At 60.3% G+C, this 17,077-nt stretch carries 15 protein-coding genes; 8 read left to right on the top strand and 7 right to left on the bottom strand.

The window, feature by feature from the left end; all coding sequences use genetic code 11:
• The first annotated feature begins 273 nt into the window (after positions 1 to 273).
• From AC3WK5_RS24230 to AC3WK5_RS24220, 3 genes are read left to right on the top strand one after another with little or no spacing between them, the layout of a single operon-like run.
• A complete protein-coding gene (locus AC3WK5_RS24230) occupies positions 274 to 1,674 on the top strand; it encodes an MBOAT family O-acyltransferase (protein WP_256585196.1) in 1,401 nt (466 codons plus the stop codon).
• Positions 1,661 to 2,761, top strand: a complete 1,101-nt coding sequence (locus AC3WK5_RS24225) for an SGNH/GDSL hydrolase family protein (RefSeq protein ID WP_103316821.1) — start codon at positions 1,661 to 1,663, stop codon at positions 2,759 to 2,761. The genes AC3WK5_RS24230 and AC3WK5_RS24225 overlap by 14 nt, the downstream gene beginning before the upstream one ends.
• Before the next feature lies 1 nt (position 2,762).
• Complete coding sequence (locus AC3WK5_RS24220; protein ID WP_103316819.1) at positions 2,763 to 3,989, top strand: SGNH/GDSL hydrolase family protein; 1,227 nt, start codon at positions 2,763 to 2,765, stop codon at positions 3,987 to 3,989.
• Positions 3,990 to 4,091: 102 nt separating this feature from the next.
• Here AC3WK5_RS24220 and ilvD read toward each other — a convergent pair whose 3' ends face one another.
• A complete protein-coding gene (ilvD, locus tag AC3WK5_RS24215; RefSeq protein ID WP_054594491.1) occupies positions 4,092 to 5,933 on the bottom strand; it encodes a dihydroxy-acid dehydratase in 1,842 nt (613 codons plus the stop codon).
• 297 nt (positions 5,934 to 6,230) lie between these two features.
• Between ilvD and AC3WK5_RS24210 the strand changes: the two genes are divergently transcribed.
• Positions 6,231 to 6,800: a hypothetical protein gene (locus AC3WK5_RS24210; RefSeq protein ID WP_103316817.1), complete on the top strand. Its 570-nt coding sequence runs from the start codon at positions 6,231 to 6,233 to the stop codon at positions 6,798 to 6,800.
• Positions 6,801 to 6,829: 29 nt separating this feature from the next.
• Positions 6,830 to 8,512 carry a DUF4153 domain-containing protein gene (locus AC3WK5_RS24205; RefSeq protein WP_103316815.1) on the top strand — a complete coding sequence of 561 codons (1,683 nt, stop codon included), beginning with the start codon at positions 6,830 to 6,832 and terminating at the stop codon, positions 8,510 to 8,512.
• A gap of 153 nt (positions 8,513 to 8,665) precedes the next feature.
• On the opposite strand, the gene AC3WK5_RS24200 is transcribed toward AC3WK5_RS24205, so the two are convergent.
• Entirely contained in the window at positions 8,666 to 9,862 is a 1,197-nt protein-coding gene (locus AC3WK5_RS24200; RefSeq protein WP_054594488.1) for a class I SAM-dependent rRNA methyltransferase, read from the bottom strand.
• Between the two features lie 201 nt (positions 9,863 to 10,063).
• On the opposite strand from AC3WK5_RS24200, the gene AC3WK5_RS24195 reads away from it, so the two are divergent.
• The 3 genes from AC3WK5_RS24195 to AC3WK5_RS24185 are packed head-to-tail and all read left to right on the top strand — an operon-like array spanning position 10,064 to position 12,100.
• Positions 10,064 to 10,879 carry an HDOD domain-containing protein gene (locus AC3WK5_RS24195; RefSeq protein WP_173859943.1) on the top strand — a complete coding sequence of 272 codons (816 nt, stop codon included), beginning with the start codon at positions 10,064 to 10,066 and terminating at the stop codon, positions 10,877 to 10,879.
• Between the two features lie 30 nt (positions 10,880 to 10,909).
• Complete coding sequence (gene mutM / locus AC3WK5_RS24190) at positions 10,910 to 11,722, top strand: bifunctional DNA-formamidopyrimidine glycosylase/DNA-(apurinic or apyrimidinic site) lyase (RefSeq protein WP_054594486.1); 813 nt, start codon at positions 10,910 to 10,912, stop codon at positions 11,720 to 11,722.
• A gap of 54 nt (positions 11,723 to 11,776) precedes the next feature.
• A complete protein-coding gene (locus tag AC3WK5_RS24185) occupies positions 11,777 to 12,100 on the top strand; it encodes a multidrug transporter (RefSeq protein WP_103316813.1) in 324 nt (107 codons plus the stop codon).
• Positions 12,101 to 12,199: 99 nt separating this feature from the next.
• Here the strand turns inward: AC3WK5_RS24185 and AC3WK5_RS24180 are convergent, their stop codons facing one another.
• The 5 genes from AC3WK5_RS24180 to AC3WK5_RS24160 form a co-directional block, all read right to left on the bottom strand.
• Positions 12,200 to 12,451, bottom strand: coding sequence for a YfhL family 4Fe-4S dicluster ferredoxin (locus AC3WK5_RS24180; protein ID WP_019694109.1), 252 nt, complete (start codon positions 12,449 to 12,451; stop codon positions 12,200 to 12,202).
• A 124-nt stretch (positions 12,452 to 12,575) separates the two neighbouring features.
• Positions 12,576 to 13,055, bottom strand: coding sequence for a pantetheine-phosphate adenylyltransferase (coaD, locus tag AC3WK5_RS24175; protein ID WP_008019993.1), 480 nt, complete (start codon positions 13,053 to 13,055; stop codon positions 12,576 to 12,578).
• A 115-nt stretch (positions 13,056 to 13,170) separates the two neighbouring features.
• The gene (locus tag AC3WK5_RS24170; RefSeq protein WP_103316811.1) at positions 13,171 to 14,766 is read right to left on the bottom strand and encodes a GMC family oxidoreductase; all 1,596 of its coding nucleotides are present in this window, start codon (positions 14,764 to 14,766) and stop codon (positions 13,171 to 13,173) included.
• Between the two features lie 64 nt (positions 14,767 to 14,830).
• Positions 14,831 to 15,376: a twin-arginine translocation pathway signal protein gene (locus AC3WK5_RS24165; RefSeq protein WP_103316809.1), complete on the bottom strand. Its 546-nt coding sequence runs from the start codon at positions 15,374 to 15,376 to the stop codon at positions 14,831 to 14,833.
• Between the two features lie 183 nt (positions 15,377 to 15,559).
• Positions 15,560 to 16,990 (bottom strand): coniferyl aldehyde dehydrogenase, encoded by a 1,431-nt coding sequence (locus AC3WK5_RS24160; RefSeq protein WP_103316807.1) that lies wholly within the window; start codon positions 16,988 to 16,990, stop codon positions 15,560 to 15,562.
• Positions 16,991 to 17,077 lie beyond the last annotated feature (87 nt).

Below are 17,077 nucleotides of genomic sequence, written 5' to 3'. Positions count from 1 at the left end.
GGCGATTGCGAACCGGGAAGCCTAACAGCTTGATATCTAATGAATTAATATCTAAAACGCATGGTTACTGTGGTTTTTGGAATAAGCCGATGGCGCTGTGGCGAAACCGGCCAGGCTGACCGGAGGATATTCAGTAACACCGGGTTTTGTTCATTCGTAATAGTGTTTCAACTTGTGACGGCTAAAGGCGTTCTGCCATACTCGCGGCCGTTTGCGCCCCGGCCTGTTTTCAGTGCCGGGCCTGGATTTCTGCTGTACGTAATGGACTACGTTGTGAGCTATCTCTCGATTGAATTCGGCTTGTGTTTCATCCTTTTTTTCCTCGTCTACTGGTCTGTGTGCTGGAGTACGCGTCTACAGAACGTACTGCTGCTGGCCGCCAGTTACGCGATCCTCGCCAGTTTCAGTCTGGACTTCCTCTACATCCTGCTGGGCTACACCGCACTGGTGTACCTGCTCGGGTTGCTGAGTGAACGTTTTCCGGGGCGCTCATTCGTCAACGGGTTGATGTTGTTACTGGTGCTCGGCTGCTTTTACCTGTTCAAGTACCAGGACTTCTTTACCAGTACGGTGCAAAGCGCCTTCGCTCAGCTAGGGCTTGAAGTCTCGCTGCCGCTGCTGGAAGTGTTGCTGCCGGTCGGACTGTCGTTTTACACCTTTCACTCGGTCAGCTACCTGGTGTCGATCAACCGTGGCGAGCTAAAACCAGGTTCACCTTTTGACCTGGCGTTGTACCTGGCGTTTTTCCCGAGCCTGATCGCCGGTCCCGTGAACCGGGCCACCGACATGCTGCCGCAGATTCGCCCAACGCAAGCCCGGCAGGTGCTGGAACCGCAGCGGGCGTTGGGGCTGATTGCGCTGGCGGTGGTCAAGCTGTTCTTCCTCAGCTCCTGGCTGGCCAACGAATGGGTCGACCCGGTGTTCGAGTCGTCCGTCAGCTTTTCGGCCGAGCGGATCTTGCGCAGCGTTTACGGTTATTCGTTCCTGATTTACTTCAACTTCAGCGGCTACACCGACCTGGTGACGGGCATTGCCTTGTTGCTGGGTTTCCGTTTGCCGCTGAACTTCAACTTCCCGTACACCGCGCGTAACCTCAAGGAATTCTGGGGGCGCTGGCACATCAGTCTGTCGACGTTTATCCGTGACTACGTGTACATCCCGCTCGGCGGCAATCGCCGTGGGGTCTGGCGCGGCAATCTGAACATGCTGCTGGCCATGCTGATTTCCGGGCTGTGGCACGGCGCCAGTGTGAATTTCATCATCTGGGGTGCACTGCATGGCGTGGGACTGGCGCTGTACAAACTCTTCAGTCACTGGCTGCCGGAGCGTCCGACCTGGCTGGGGGCCGATCTGCTGGCGCGGTTGTTGACCTTCCACTATGTGGCTTTTGCCTGGATCTTCTTCCGTTGTGCATCCCTTGGGGATGCCATCGAGATGCTCGGCGGTCTGGGCGGGATGTCGCGGGCGGGGCTGCTCAGCAATGGTCTTTCATTGTTGGGTTGCCTGCTGTTCGTGGCGATCTATCCACAGATTGTGGCGCTGACGCGTCGGTTGTTCGACGCCACTGTCCGGTTGCCATGGCTGCTGTATCCAGTGCCGTTGGGGCTGTTTATTTGCGTGGTTATCTTTGCTTCTCCATCGGGCGTACCGGGGTTTATCTATGCCAGTTTCTAACGCATCGCCACTGCCCACGAACCTGAGCGGCGCACTCAAAGTGTTGTATGCGATCCTCGTCATCAGCGCGCTGCTGTTTTGGTTCAACCAGGACTCGATTCGTCTGTACTGTCAGCAGAAGTATCACGATGGCTGCGAGATTCCCGGCCTGGCGCAGAATCCGCAGTGGCGTTTCGGAGCTCAGTTGAACCAGACGCTGGCGGATGTGCGGTCAGGTTTCATCGCCCGGCTTGAGGGCCTGGATGACGTCAAACTGATCGATCAGGCTCAAGCGGCAGTAAATGAAGAGGAACCGCTTGGCGAGACGCTCGCGCCATTGCCGACACTCGAACAGGCAGCGAAATCGGTAGAAGTTCCGCCCCAGGTCGTGACTGATCCTGCGGTGAAGCCTGCGCCGCCCGTTGACGGCGCGCCGGTCACTCCGCTGATGGCGACGCTGGCGCTCGGTGACGAGGTGCTTTTTGTCGGTGACTCGCTGATGCAAGGAGTCGCCCCGCATATGGCGAACACCCTGCTCAAGCGTTACAAGGTCAAGAGCATCAACCTGAGCCGGCAGAGTACCGGGCTGGCCTACCCGAGCTTTTTCAACTGGCCGAAGACCGTCGAAAGCACCTTGCAGGGCCACCCGAAGATTCGCCTGATGGTGATGTTCCTCGGCCCCAACGATCCCTGGGACATGCCCGACGGCAAGCACAAACCGTTCTTGCGCTTCAAGACCCCCGAATGGGAAGTGGCCTATCGTCAGCGTATCGACTCCATTCTCGACTCTGCCCGCGCACACCAGGTACAGGTGATCTGGGTCGGCCCGCCAAACATGGAGAAGGCCAAGCTGTCGACGGCCATGGCCTACCTGAACGGGCTCTACAAAAGCCAGCTTGCGGCCTACCATCAGCACTTTGTGTCGGCCAACGAGATTCTGGGCTATCAAACCGATGAGTTCTCCTATTACCTGACGGTCGACGGTAGTCGGAAGGTCAAGACCCGGGTCGATGACGGTATCCATTTCACACCGACCGGGCAAAGGCTGATCGCCGAACGCGTGTTGTCGCTGATCAACTTTCCCAGCCAACAATTGACGGAGCACTGATATGCGGCGACTGCACGGCATTGCGCTGTTGTTGAGCATTACTCTGCTGAGCAGTTGCAGCCCCACGACCGAGGTCCAGGCCACACCGGCGTCTGCGCCGAAAAAACCTGGCTACACCTCGAAGAACGTCGTGCCGGTGGGGGGCGGCGATCCGAACCTGGCGGCACTGGCGCGCAAGTTCAATACGGCGGATCGCACACCGATCAGCATTGTGCAGTTGGGCGACTCCCACACAGCGGCCGATCTGTTCAGTGGTGAGGTGCGGCGATTGTTGCAGGCCCAGTACGGCGATGGCGGGATAGGGTTTGTCGCCGCAACGCCTGTGCCTGGCACGCGCTATGAACGCGTCATCCTCACTGCCGCCAATCGTCAGTGGTCGCTGGTCTCGGCGCGCAATCAACAAAGTACTCAGTTCCCACTGGGCGGTTACTTGTCGTTACCGATGACCCCGGGGGCCAAGGTGCAGATCGCCGAGCGCGAAGGCAGTCTCCAGCAGTACCGGATTTCAGCGCTCTATCAGGCGTCTGCCAACAGCAGCCTCAAGGCCCAGACCAATCTCACTCAGGCCACTCGCATGCTTGCGGCCACGGGCGGGCAGTGGCGCTTCAGCCCGCCGTTCAACAACGTGACGCTGCCAGTGGAAATGAGTGTCACCCATACCGAGGGACTGGCCCTGGGTGGTTGGAATATCCTCGGGCAGAAGAGCTCCGGAGTGATTTATTCGGCGCTGGGCATCAACGGTGCCCGGCTGGACGTGCTGGACAAGTGGCAGGCCGATTGGCCGGACACCCTCAAGGCGTTGCGCCCGGACATGGTTATCCTGGCCTACGGCACCAACGAGGCCTTTGACGACGACCTGGATCTGGATAAATACCGGAGCCAGTTGCAGGACAAAATCACCCTGTTGCGTAAAACCTTGCCCAAGGCCGTGATTCTGCTGGTCGGTGCGCCGGACTCCATCAAACACCGTGGCGCGAGTGCCTGCGCTTCCGCGCAGCCGCAGCCCTTGCGACAGCTTATCCAGATCCAGAAAGCCGTGGCGCAGCGCAATCGCGTGCTGTTCTGGGACTGGCAGGCCTTCATGGGCGGTGATTGCTCTATCAGCCGGTGGCAGGCCAATGAGCTGGCCCGCAATGATCTGGTGCACCTGACCGCGGATGGTTATCGCAAGAGCGCCGAGGGACTGTATCGCTTCCTGCGGGAGCAGTTGGGCGAGCGCATGCCGTGAGCCTTGCTGCGGCTGCACAGCTTTAGGCGCCCACAGAGGCTTCTGAAACGCAAAAAAATGCCCCGCACTTGGCGGGGCATTTTTGTGTTCAACGGTTAAGCATTACAGCCCGTCGAGCATCGCTTTGTTACGTACAGCGCCCTTGTCGGCGCTGGTCGCCAGCAAGGCGTAGGCTTTCAGTGCGGTGGTCACCTTACGTGGACGCACTTCAACCGGTTTCCAGCCTTTCTTGTCTTGCTCCACGCGGCGCGCAGCCAACTCTTCGTCGCTGACCAACAGGTTGATCGAGCGGTTCGGAATGTCGATCAGTACCTTGTCGCCGTCCCGTACCAGGCCAATTGCACCGCCGGCAGCGGCTTCTGGGGAAGCGTGACCGATGGACAGGCCCGAGGTGCCGCCGGAGAAGCGGCCGTCGGTGAGCAAGGCGCAGGCTTTGCCGAGGCCCTTGGATTTCAGGTAGGACGTCGGGTAGAGCATTTCCTGCATGCCCGGGCCGCCTTTCGGACCTTCGTAGCGAATGATGACGATATCGCCTTCTTTCACTTCATCGGCGAGGATGCCGCGCACGGCGCTGTCCTGGCTTTCGAAGATCTTCGCGTTGCCTTCGAAGACGTGGATCGACTCGTCGACGCCAGCGGTTTTCACCACGCAACCGTCGAGGGCGATGTTGCCGTAAAGCACGGCCAGGCCGCCTTCTTGCGAATAGGCGTGTTCGACACTGCGGATGCAGCCGTTTTCACGGTCGTCGTCGAGGGTTTCCCAACGGGTCGACTGGCTGAACGCGGTCTGGGTCGGGATACCCGCAGGCCCGGCCTTGAAGAAGTGGTGCACCGCTTCGTCAGTGGTTTGGGTAATGTCCCACTTGGCAATACCTTCCGCCATGGTCTTGCTGTGCACGGTCGGCAGGTCGGTGTGCAGCAAGCCGCCACGGGCGAGGGATCCGAGGATGCTGAAGATCCCGCCGGCGCGGTGCACGTCTTCCATGTGGTACTTCTGGATGTTTGGCGCGACTTTGCACAGTTGCGGAACGTGGCGGGAAAGACGGTCGATGTCGCGCAGGTCGAAATCGATCTCGGCTTCCTGGGCGGCGGCCAGCAGGTGCAGGATGGTGTTGGTCGAGCCGCCCATGGCGATGTCCAGCGTCATGGCGTTTTCGAACGCCTTGAAGTTGGCGATGTTGCGTGGCAACACCGACTCATCGTTCTCGCCGTAGTAGCGCTTGCACAGTTCGACGATGGTGCGGCCGGCTTGCAGGAACAGTTGTTCACGGTCGCTGTGGGTGGCCAGTGTCGAACCGTTACCCGGCAGTGCCAGGCCGAGGGCTTCGGTCAGGCAGTTCATCGAGTTGGCGGTGAACATGCCGGAGCACGAACCGCAGGTCGGGCAGGCGCTGCGCTCGTACTCGGCGACTTTCTCGTCAGAGGCGCTGGAGTCGGCGGCGATGACCATGGCGTCGACCAGGTCGAGGCCGTGGCTGGCGAGTTTGGTCTTGCCGGCTTCCATCGGGCCGCCGGAGACGAAGATCACCGGGATGTTCAGGCGCAGGGCGGCCATCAGCATGCCAGGGGTGATCTTGTCGCAGTTGGAGATGCACACGATGGCGTCGGCGCAGTGGGCGTTGACCATGTACTCGACGGAGTCGGCGATGATCTCGCGGCTCGGCAGCGAATACAGCATGCCGTCATGGCCCATGGCGATGCCGTCATCGACCGCGATGGTGTTGAATTCCTTGGCGACGCCGCCGGCACGTTCGATCTCGCGGGCGACCAGTTGGCCGAGGTCCTTGAGGTGGACGTGGCCCGGTACGAATTGGGTGAACGAGTTGGCAATGGCGATGATCGGCTTTTTGAAGTCGTCATCTTTCATCCCCGTGGCGCGCCACAGTGCGCGGGCGCCGGCCATGTTGCGGCCGTGGGTGGATGTTTTCGAACGGTAATCAGGCATGGAGCACTCCGGGCGGCTAAGCAGGTATCAAAAGGGGAGTGAGCTTCTATTGACCTTGGGAACACTCAGAAATGGCCGTGTGTCCGAAAGTTGCCGATGACTTTGCGGGATCGCCGCGCGCCTCAGCCTGAGCTCATAAACCCGCCGGGGGATGACTGGCGATGAATCGTTCGATTCTACACCGCTGGCGTCAGGAAGGAACGTTGTAGCCGCTCGCGGCGTGCGATTGCCTGCTGCTGGGCGACGGGGTGCTGGGGTAGACTGCGCGCCCTTCGATCACTCTCCAATGGAACTGGAATGTCTGCACTGCTTCGAACCTTGAGGTTTTATCTGGTCGTGGGGCTGGTCCAGGGCCTGCTGCTGATGAGTGTTGTGCTCTCCAATCGTTTGTCTGGGGCAATGGCCGAGATCTGCGCGGGCCTGCTGATGGGCGGCACTCTGTTGCAACTGCTGCCTGAGCATCGAGGCCAATGGCGCACCTGGTTGGCGTCCGCTGCCCTGGCTTTGGTGGTGGCGGGTCTGGTCCTGGCCTGTCGCGGGCTGCCGTTGACCTTGCTGGTACTGGGCAGTGTGGCGGCGGGGTTGACGCTGCTGACCGTGCTCAGCGCGGCCGCGTTACCGGGGCTTGCCCACTTTCGGCGACGCTTTTTCGATTATGCGCTGTGGGTGGCGTTGGCCTTGCCATTGCCCTGGATCGCCCAGGCCCTGTTAAAAGTCTGGACCACCTACCATGACCCGCTCAAGGGCGGTTGGGATGCCATGGTGTTTTTTGCCGGACCGACCCTGGCGTTCTCCCTCGGCCTGTTTCTGATCGGCCTGTGCCTGGCGACTCTGCTGCGCCGTAACACCATGACGACCGTCTACTAGTGCTGACCGACCCCACAAAAGGATTTGCAATGCCTGCGCTGAACCGCTCCTTGTTGTTCCATATTGCCATCGCCTTGGTCCAGGGGCTGTTGTTCAGCGGCAGCCTGTTCTATCGCCAGCCTGAGTTTTCCACATTCGCCTGTACCTTGGCCCTGGTGGCCGGGATCAACCTGCAACTGCTCGGCAGTGCCGTGCGCGAGCGTGGTACCTGGGTCTTGGTGACGGGTTTCAGTGTGCTGATGGCCGGGTTCTCCAGCTGGGTATTTATCCGCGATGCCAACGGCTGGCTGTGGATGTTCTGGTCTTTTACGGCGATGGTGCTGGCCTATATCGGCACCGCGTTCGTCCTCAGTTGGCCAACCCGCGAAGGCAACCGCCCGCGTTATCCGGACCTGTTCCGGCACGCTTGGAACAACGCTTTTATCGTGCTGCTGGCGCTGCTGGTGACCCTGGCCTTCAGCCTGTTGCTGTGGTTGTGTGGCCGTCTGTTCAGTATTCTCGGCATGCCCCAGCTGGCTGAGCTGTTCACCTCGTCGTACTTCCTCTGCTTCAGCCTGCCGCTGTTTTTCTCGCTGGGAATGCGCATGGGCCGCGAAAACGAAAAGGTCATTGGCCTGCTGTGCGGCGTGCTGCTGACGGTGTGCCGCTACCTGCTGCCCCTTTGTGCGCTGATCACCGTGCTCTTCACTCTGGCCCTTGCGATTACCGGCCTGCAGCCGATCTGGAGCACCGGTTACTCGACGCATATTTTGCTGTGCCTGGCGGCGAGCAATCTGTTTTTACTCAATGGTGTGTTCCAGGACGGCCAGCACGATGCTGGCTACGCCAAGCCGCTGAAAATCCTGATCAACGCCAGCCTGTGCTGCCTGCCGTTGCTGGTGGTGATGGGGGGCTATTCGAGCTGGCTACGGATTGATCAATACGGCCTGACCCCATCGCGCTTTCTGGCGATGCTGCTGGTGGTTGTGGCCCTGGTGCACAGCTTCGCGGCGTTGTGGGCGGTATTTGCCAGGCAGTCGGTGTGGCTTGCCAGCCTGAGCCGCAGCAACCCTTGGGTCGCCCTGTTGAGCTTTGTGGTGCTGTTGTTGATGTTCAGCCCGCTGCTCGACCCGCAGGCCTTCAGTGCCCACAACCAGGTGCAGCGCCTATTGAGCGGGCGTACGCCGGTGGCCGAGTTCGATGCCCGGAGCCTGCGCCAGCGCCTGGGCGCCCCCGGTCGGGAGCAGTTCGAGGGGTTGCTTGCGCAGGTGCGTCAGGAGCAGATTCTGGATGAGCCGGGCAGGGTGCAGCTGCTGGAAATGCTGGAGGCGGTTTCGATCAAGGACCAGCCGGTCGATTATCGGACGCCGAAGCTGTACTGGCTGGGCCCGGTCCCCGATAACAGCAAGCAACTGATCGAGTTGCTGACCACCAGGGACGAGTGCAGCCCTCCCGGCTGCGCGGCCTGGGCGGTGGACCTGGACGAGGATGGCATCGATGAAGTGCTGCTGATCGAAAAGCAGAGCTGGGCATCTTCGGCAATGCTGTATGCCCGTGAAGGCCAGGGCAAGGGTGCATGGCAGAAGGAGGGCTTGCTCTCTGGCATCACCGATGCGTCAGGGCTGATCACGCAGATTCGCGAGGGCAAGATCAAAGCGGTGCGCCAACGCTACAAGACCCTGCAGGTCGACGGCGTGGAGCTGGAATCGCGGCAGACTCGCAGTCGTAGATGATCGGCTGAAAGTGTTTGTCCTCAACTGGCTTTCGGTCCGTGAGGAGTGGCCGAGGGTTGATTTGATGAAGAGAAAAGTCAATGCAGGCGGGCGCGGGACCTTTCTGGGTCTGTTGTAGGAGCGAGCGGGCTCGCTCCTACAAGCAGGGAGCGATCAGCTGTTTGGTAGCAGGCGGCAGGTGATGCTCTTGATGTAGCGGGTTTCAGCAATCGCCGGGTGCACCGGGTGATCAGGACCCTGACCGCCACGTTCCAGCAGCTGGATGTTGCGGTCCAGGTGACGGGCGCTGGTCAGCAGGATGTTCTGCAGATCGTCTTCGGGCAGGTGCATCGAGCACGAAGCGCTGACCAGGATGCCGTCCTTGTTGAGCAGACGCATGGCTTGCTCGTTCAGGCGACGGTAGGCGCCTTCGCCGTTCTTCATGTCTTTCTTGCGTTTGATGAACGCTGGCGGGTCGGCCACGATGACGTCGAATCGTTCTTCGCTGGCTTTCAGCTCTTTCAGGGCTTCGAACACGTCGCCTTCGATGCAGGTCATTTTGTCGGCGAAACCGTTCAGTGCGGCGTTACGCTCGACACCGTCGAGGGCGAAGGCCGAAGCGTCGACGCAGAACACTTCACTGGCACCGAAAGCGGCAGCTTGCACGCCCCAGCCGCCGATGTAGCTGTACAGGTCCAGCACGCGTTTACCTTTGGCATAAGGTGCCAGGCGCGCGCGGTTCATGCGGTGGTCGTAGAACCAGCCGGTTTTCTGTCCCTGGATGACCGGTGCTTCGAACTTCACGCCGTTTTCTTCCAGGGCAACCCACTCCGGCACCAGGCCGAACACGGTTTCGACGTAGCGGTTGAGGCCTTCGGCGTCACGGGCCGCGGAGTCATTCTTGAACAGGATGCCGCTGGGCTTGAGCACTTGGGTCAGTGCCGCGATCACGTCTTCTTTATGAGCTTCCATGGTCGCCGAAGCGATCTGCACCACCAGGATGTCGCCGAAACGGTCGACTACCAGGCCCGGCAGCAGGTCGGAGTCGCCGTAGACCAGGCGGTAGAACGGCTTGTCGAACAGGCGCTCGCGCAGGGACAGCGCAACGTTGAGGCGGTGCACCAGCAGCGACTTGTCGAGCGGCAACTTGATGTCGCGCGACAGCAGGCGAGCGCAGATCAGGTTGTTCGGGCTCATGGCGACGATGCCCAGCGGCTTGCCGCCGGCAGCTTCGAGAATCGCTTGATCGCCAGCCTTGAAGCCGTGCAGCGGGGTGGCGGCTACGTCGATTTCGTTACTGTAGACCCACAGGTGGCCGGCGCGCAGGCGACGGTCGGCGTTGGCTTTGAGGCGCAAGCTTGGCAGGGACATGACGTCGCTCCAGGTGAAAAAAAAGAGCGGGATTATAGCGCTAGATGGGAGGCGCGGCGCGGTTGTTTCTGGGCGTTGCGTCGGACAGATCGCCCATGTGGCGGATTTTTTCCGCTAGAATCGCCCCTTGGCCCAGAGTGAGTACGTATGTCCCAAGAGCTATCTTCCGAACAGATTCAACAGGCCCTGCAAGGCATCAGCGTGCCGCCTCAGCCGCAAATCATGGTGGATTTGCAGATGGAGCAGTACATGCCGGACCCGGACCTGGAAGTGATCGCGAAGTTGATCTCCCAAGACCCGGGCCTCTCTGGCGCTTTGTTGAAGATCGTCAATTCGCCGTATTACGGGCTGAGCAACAAGATCGCCTCGATCCAGCGCGCGGTGAACCTGCTGGGCAGTCGCTCGGTCATCAATCTGATCAATGCACAGTCGATCAAGGGCGAGATGAATGACGACACCATCGTCACCTTGAACCGGTTCTGGGACACCGCCCAGGACGTGGCGATGACCAGCCTGAGCCTGGCCAAGCGCATTGGTTCGCAGGCTGTGGACGAGGCTTATGCGTTAGGCCTGTTCCACGATTGCGGTGTGCCGTTGATGCTCAAGCGCTTCCCCGACTATATGTCGGTGCTGGAAGAAGCCTACGCCAGTGCCAACGCCGAGTGTCGCGTGGTTGATACCGAGAACCGCGTACTCAACACCAACCACGCCGTGGTCGGTTACTACACCGCGAAGTCCTGGCGCCTGCCGGAGCATGTGACCGACGCTATCGCCAATCACCACAATGCGCTGGCGATTTTCAGCGACGAATCATCCCGTAACAGCCAGTTGAAAAACTTGCTGGCGATCCTGAAGATGGCGGAACACATTTGCGCGTCGTATCGGGTGTTGGGCAATCAGACCGAAGACCACGAGTGGGATAGCATCGGGCACCTGGTGCTCGATTATGTCGGCCTCTCGGACTACGACTTCGAAAACCTCAAACAGACGATTCGCGAGCTCGGCGCTCATCATTGAGTGTCGGTTTTCAGCTGATCCGGGAACACCATGCCTGAACTGCCAGAAGTCGAAACCACCCGTCGCGGTATTGCCCCGTTCCTTGAAGGGCAGCGCGTCAGTCGCGTGATCGTGCGTGATCGGCGTCTGCGCTGGCCGATCCCCGAGGACCTCGATGTGCGGCTGTCCGGGCAGCGCATCGTGTTGGTGGAGCGACGTGCCAAGTATTTGCTGATCAACGCCGAAGTCGGCACGTTGATCAGCCATTTGGGCATGTCGGGGAATTTGCGTCTGGTGGAAGTCGGCTTGCCGGCGCTCAAGCACGAGCATGTGGACATCGAACTCGAATCCGGCCTGGCGCTGCGCTACACCGACCCGCGACGTTTTGGCGCGATGCTCTGGAGCCTCGATCCGCTGAATCACGAATTGCTGGTTCGTCTGGGGCCGGAGCCGCTGACGGATCTGTTCGATGGCGAGCGGCTATTCCAGCTGTCACGCGGGCGTTCGATGGCGGTCAAGCCGTTCATCATGGACAACGCCGTGGTGGTCGGGGTTGGCAACATTTATGCGACCGAAGCACTGTTTGCTGCCGGGATCGACCCGCGTCGTGAGGCCAAGGGGATTTCCCGGGCGCGCTATCTGAAGCTGGCGATCGAGATCAAACGCATTCTGGCCGCCGCTATCGAACGCGGCGGCACCACGCTGCGCGACTTCATTGGCGGTGACGGCCAGCCTGGGTATTTCCAGCAAGAGTTGTTCGTGTACGGCCGTGGCGGTGAGCAGTGCAAGGTCTGTGGTAGCGAATTGCGGGAAGTTCGCCTCGGGCAGCGCGCCAGCGTCTTTTGCCCGCGTTGTCAGAGCTGAGAATTCCTACGGTCTATAGTTAGTGGTCTGACTGCCTAGCCGAAGGACCGTGCCATGAGATCGATTCGAACCCTTGCTGCCGCGTTGCTGTTGAGCATCGGCTTATCTGCCCAGGCGTCCGACGGCGGCAGCGGCGACCCCAGTTACAGCATCCACAACCCACCGGCCTACGCGATGATCGGCGATCTGCTGATCGCTCGCCCGTTGCTGGTCGCGGCGACGGTGATCGGTGCCGGGGTGTTTATTGTGTCCTTGCCGTTTACCGCGCTGGGCGGCGGGGTAGGCGATGCGGGCCAGGCGCTGGTGGTCGATCCGGCGAAAGCGGCGTTCGTCCGTTGCCTGGGGTGTATCGGGGAGGGGTTTGAGCAGCAGCAGTAGCTTTAAAAGCATCGCGGGCAAGCCTTGCTCCTACGGGATTTCACCGACCTGTAGGAGCAAGGCTTGCCCGCGATGGCGTCGGAACTGACACCAAAATACTCAAGCCTTGCCGGTAAGCTTGCGGTACTTCTCCATCAACTGCTCTTGAGTTTCTGGATGCGCTTCGTCCAGCGGAATGCAATCCACCGGGCAAACCTGCTGGCACTGTGGTTCGTCGTAGTGGCCGACGCACTGGGTGCAGAGGTTCGGGTCGATCACATAGATCTCTTCGCCCTGGGAGATGGCGGCGTTCGGGCACTCGGGTTCGCAGACGTCGCAGTTGATGCAATCGTCGGTGATGATCAGGGACATTGGGACTCCTGCCGGGGTGTTCTGCCCAGGCATCTGAAAACTGATGCGTACAATTGTGCCGCATCGGCGCCCGCAGTGCACGCAGGCGCGATGGACTGCAATAGATAGCAGTCTGTGGCAGCGCCTACTTCTTGAAGCGCAGGGTCAGCGCGTCGGCCACGACAGGGTGGACGAACTTGGTGATATCGCCGCCCAAGGCAGCAATTTCACGGACCAGCGTCGAAGAAATGAACGAATAACGCTCGGACGGGGTAAGAAACAGGCTTTCCACGTCCGGGGCCAATTGGCGGTTCATGTTAGCCAGCTGGAATTCGTATTCGAAGTCCGATACCGCGCGCAGGCCACGCAGGAACACGTTGGCGTTCTGCTCTTTGGCAAAGTGCGCCAGCAGCGTCGAAAAGCCGACGACTTCGACGTTCGGCAGATGTTTAGTGACCTCGCGGGCCAGCTCCACACGCTGTTCCAGGGGAAATAGCGGGTTTTTCTTCGGGCTGGCGGCGACGGCGATGATCACGTGATCGAACAGGCGCGAGGCGCGTTCGACCAGATCGCCATGGCCCTTGGTAATAGGGTCGAAGGTACCTGGGTACAACACTCGGTTCATCGCGTCGTCCTGGCGGGAGTCCGTTGGGGAGTCGGATGGTATCGCAGCCTTCCCGGTCGGCCAAGTCGCCTTTGGGGTAAGAAAGCACTATAGACGATGCGAATTATGGGTTTTTTCATGGGTTTTTTAAACGCATGGCCAGCGCTGTCGCCAGTTGCGCGGTCAGTCCATAGACCGACAATTGCGGGTTGGCGCCAATGCTGGTGGGGAACAGCGAGCCATCATGGATCGACAGATTACTCAGTTGATGATGACGACCGAGACTGTCGGTGACGGCATTTTTCGGGTCTTCACCCATGGCACATCCGCCCATCACATGAGCGCTGCCCAGTCGTGTGCGGTACAGCTCAAGGCTCAGGCCGTCGATCAGAGCACGTGCCTCGGCGAGGGTTTTCACGTAGCGCGCATCGGCGTGCATCGGCATGACCGCGTTGGCACCGCCGGCAAACTGGATCTCGGCCATGCTGTGGAACGCTCGACGTATACCCTCCCAGGCATAGGCTGAGACCTGATAGTCGAGCACCGGTGAGCCATCGCCGCGTAACTCGACGCTGCCACCCGGGCTGTCCGGGTGAAAACCGTCACGCAGCAGGGCCAGCATCGCGTGGGTGTGCGGCAATTGCTGCATGTGTCGAGCGTTCTCTTCGCCAAAGCCACCGAGCAAGGTCGCCGCCAACGCGGGGTGTAGCGGCGGCACTTCCAGCTTGTAGGACATTTTGCCGGTGGTGCCGTCCTGCCATTGAAAGTGGTCGGAGTAAATCGACTGCGGCGCGCCGTAAAACGGGTTGATCACCTCGTCGAACAGCCCGGCAGACATGTTCACCAGGTGCAGAAAAGTCCGCTTGCCAAGGCGCTCATGGGGATCCGGGGCTTTTGAGCGCAGCAACAATGCCGGGCTGTTGATGCCGCCACCGGCCAGTACGTAGTGCCGCGCCTTGACGGTGATGCTACGCCCGGTCGGCGCCACGCAGCGTTCATCCATTGCCGCGCAGTGCAGGCCGGTGACTTTGTCATCCTTGATCAGCAGGTGTTCGGCGCGGGCGAGATAGAGCAGCTCGCCACCTTTTTCCAGGGTTGCGGGGATGGTGGTGACCATCATCGATTGCTTGGCGTTGGTCGGGCAGCCCATGCCGCAATAGCCGAGGTTCCAGCAACCGCGCACATTTCGCGGGATCACGTGCCAGCTGTAGCCGAGCTGTTCACAACCTTTTTTGATCACGTTGTTGTTGGCATTCGGCGGCACCAGCCATGGGGCGACACCGAGGCGCTGCTCCATTTTTTCGAACCAGGGCGCCATTTCGGCCGGGCTGTGGCCCTTGACGTCGTGTTCTGTTGCCCAGTGTTCGAGGGTCGGTTCGGGGGTGCGAAAGCTTGAGGTCCAGTTGACCAGCGTCGTGCCACCGACTGCGCGGCCTTGCAAAATGGTGATCGCGCCGTCCTTGCTCATGCGGCCGATACCTTCCTGATAAAGGCTGGAATAGGCCTGGTCTTCGAGCATCTTGAAGTCGCTGCTGGTCTTGAGCGGGCCTTCTTCGATCAGCAGCACTTTGTAGCCGGCAGCGCTGAGGATTTCGGCGGTGGTGCCGCCGCCAGCGCCGCTGCCGATGATCGCAATGTCGGCTTCCAGCGTCAGATCATTGGCCAGTTGCGAGCCGTTGTAGGTTTTCCAGCCACGGGCCAGGCCTTCGCGGAACGGATCGGGTACGGGCATCTTTGGGCTCTCTTATTGTTCTGGATTCGGTGGTGATGCGGCTCGCGATAGGGACACCTCGGCCTCAAACGGCGGGCGGCCCCGGATATCCGCAATGTGCCCAGGACTCGGCGCGCTTGTACCAGGCCATCATCACCAGTTGCAGGATCGAGCTGTGGCCCATTCGCAACAGGCTCAGCGAGCTGTTTTGCCAGCGCTGCAGGAATTGGCGGATGTCGTCGCTGCTGGCGTTTTCCCAGTGGCCCCAGATGCCGGTCAGTGGCCCGCGAGTGATAGTCATGCCGAGCACGTCGAACAGTTGCTGGGTCAGCTTGAGCATTTCCGGCGACAGGTGATTGAGGTCATGGTCCAGCGCTTGGAGGGTGCTTTCGACGGCGGCCGGGAGTTTTTCGACGGCCACGGCGCCGTCGAGCATCACCGGGATCAGTGCGCGCAAGAACGGCAGATCACTGCTGCGCAACATGACGAAACCGCTGGCCGGGCTGCTGGCCGAGCATCCGCTGAGGCTGGCGCCGAGACCCGCCGTGGTCAGGAAGGCACTAGCGCAGAGACTGAATTTAAGCAGGCCGCGCCGTGTCAGCGCGGGGGATTCGGAAAGGCTTGGATGCATTATTGTTATTACCCGGTCATGAGGCTCTGTACGAAAACTGCCTGCGCGTCGACCAGGCTGCGTTAAAAACAGGCTCGGAATGCTCATTTAGGTCCCTAAAGTCGGGTGCGACCCCAGCCGTTCCTCGCCTGTTTTTGCCTTGCCTGATCACCGCTCGGCGAGTTTTCGTACAGACCCGAGGCGTCAGCGGATGAACAGCTTCTGGATCAGTTTCTGGATCGACTTGCCGTAAGGCGGATAAATCAGCTTTGCCGCGTTGAAGCGCTGCTTGATCAGCACGCCTTTGGCTTTGCTGAACGTCAGGAAGCCTTCATGTCCGTGGTAATGGCCCATGCCTGAAGCGCCGATACCGCCAAACGGCATGTCGTCTTGCGCGACGTGCAGCAAGGTGTCGTTCAGGCACACACCACCGGAATGGGTTTCGTTGAGGACGCGATTTTGTTCGGCCTTGTTGTAGCCGAAGAAGTACAGCGCCAGCGGACGTGGCCGCTGGTTGATGTAGGCAAACGCCTGGTCCAGATTCTTGTAAGGCACGATCGGCAGCACCGGGCCGAAGATTTCGTCCTGCATCACGATCATCTCGTCGCTGACATTCAGCAGCAGGCTGTGGCTCATGCGTCGCTCCTGATCCTGCTCGAACATCGGAATCAGCAGCGCGCCCTTGCTGGTGGCGTCGCTGAGGTAGCTGCGCAGCCGGGCCAATTGACGCTCATTGATGATCGCGGTGTAGTCCGGGTTGTCCGCGAGTGTCGGGTAAAACCCGCGAACCGCCTGACGATAGGCTTCGACGAAGGAGCCGACCCGCTCTTCCGGCACCAGCACGTAGTCCGGCGCGACACAGGTTTGTCCGGCATTCAGGGTTTTACCGAAGGCAATACGTTCTGCGGCGTCCTTGAGCGGTACGTCGTGGGAAACGATTGCCGGAGACTTGCCACCCAATTCCAGTGTCACCGGCGTCAGGTTCTCTGCCGCCGCACGCATGACATGTTTGCCGATGCTGGTGGCGCCAGTGAACAGCAGGTGATCGAAAGGCAGCTTGGAGAAGGCCATGCCGACTTCGGCTTCGCCCAACACCACGCACACCAGGTCTTCGGGGAACACTTTGGCCAGCAAGGTTTTCAGCAGTTGCCCGGTGGCCGGGGTGGACTCGCTGAGTTTGAGCATCACTCGGTTGCCCGCCGACAACGCGCCGACCAATGGGCCGATGGCCAAGTACAGCGGGTAGTTCCACGGCACGATGACCCCGACCACACCCAGCGGCTGATAAACCACCTTGGCCGCCGCCGGCTGAAAGGCGATTCCTACTTTACGCGGGGACGCTTTCATCCAGCCTTTGAGGTGTTTGCTGGCGTATTGAATGCCGTGCAGGCTCGGCATCAGCTCGGCGAGCAGGGTTTCATCGGCGCTACGGTTGCTGAAATCCTGGCTGATCGCGTCGATCAAGGCCTGACGCTCGTCACTCAACAGATCACGCAATGCCTTGAGCCATTGCTGGCGTTGCGCGGCCGGCGGCATCGGGTGGGCCGCGTAGGCCTGGCGCTGGGCGGCAAACAGAGCGTGTAGCTCACTCAATGGCTGTTGAGAGTTTTGCAGGTAGGCAATGTCGGCGGGCATCGTAGCTCCGGTTTTTTTTAGAATGAGGAAGTTTTTAGAGTCTATGCTCTAGAAAGTCAAATGACATCCTCCGGAAGCGATGATTTA

It is taken from the genome of Pseudomonas sp. FW306-02-D09B, assembly GCF_058782685.1.
This window is presented reverse-complemented; position numbering and strand designations above follow the sequence as displayed.

Bases quoted from the DNA above. Each gene is read 5' to 3' on its own strand.
- AC3WK5_RS24225 (WP_103316821.1), top strand. From the start codon at position 1,661: ATGCCAGTTTCTAACGCATCGCCACTGCCCACGAACCTGAGCGGCGCA.
- AC3WK5_RS24220 (WP_103316819.1), top strand. From the start codon at position 2,763: ATGCGGCGACTGCACGGCATTGCGCTGTTGTTGAGCATTACTCTGCTG.
- ilvD (WP_054594491.1), bottom strand. From the start codon at position 5,933: ATGCCTGATTACCGTTCGAAAACATCCACCCACGGCCGCAACATGGCC.
- AC3WK5_RS24210 (WP_103316817.1), top strand. From the start codon at position 6,231: ATGTCTGCACTGCTTCGAACCTTGAGGTTTTATCTGGTCGTGGGGCTG.
- AC3WK5_RS24205 (WP_103316815.1), top strand. From the start codon at position 6,830: ATGCCTGCGCTGAACCGCTCCTTGTTGTTCCATATTGCCATCGCCTTG.
- AC3WK5_RS24200 (WP_054594488.1), bottom strand. From the start codon at position 9,862: ATGTCCCTGCCAAGCTTGCGCCTCAAAGCCAACGCCGACCGTCGCCTG.
- mutM (WP_054594486.1), top strand. From the start codon at position 10,910: ATGCCTGAACTGCCAGAAGTCGAAACCACCCGTCGCGGTATTGCCCCG.
- AC3WK5_RS24185 (WP_103316813.1), top strand. From the start codon at position 11,777: ATGAGATCGATTCGAACCCTTGCTGCCGCGTTGCTGTTGAGCATCGGC.
- AC3WK5_RS24180 (WP_019694109.1), bottom strand. From the start codon at position 12,451: ATGTCCCTGATCATCACCGACGATTGCATCAACTGCGACGTCTGCGAA.
- coaD (WP_008019993.1), bottom strand. From the start codon at position 13,055: ATGAACCGAGTGTTGTACCCAGGTACCTTCGACCCTATTACCAAGGGC.
- AC3WK5_RS24170 (WP_103316811.1), bottom strand. From the start codon at position 14,766: ATGCCCGTACCCGATCCGTTCCGCGAAGGCCTGGCCCGTGGCTGGAAA.
- AC3WK5_RS24165 (WP_103316809.1), bottom strand. From the start codon at position 15,376: ATGCATCCAAGCCTTTCCGAATCCCCCGCGCTGACACGGCGCGGCCTG.
- AC3WK5_RS24160 (WP_103316807.1), bottom strand. From the start codon at position 16,990: ATGCCCGCCGACATTGCCTACCTGCAAAACTCTCAACAGCCATTGAGT.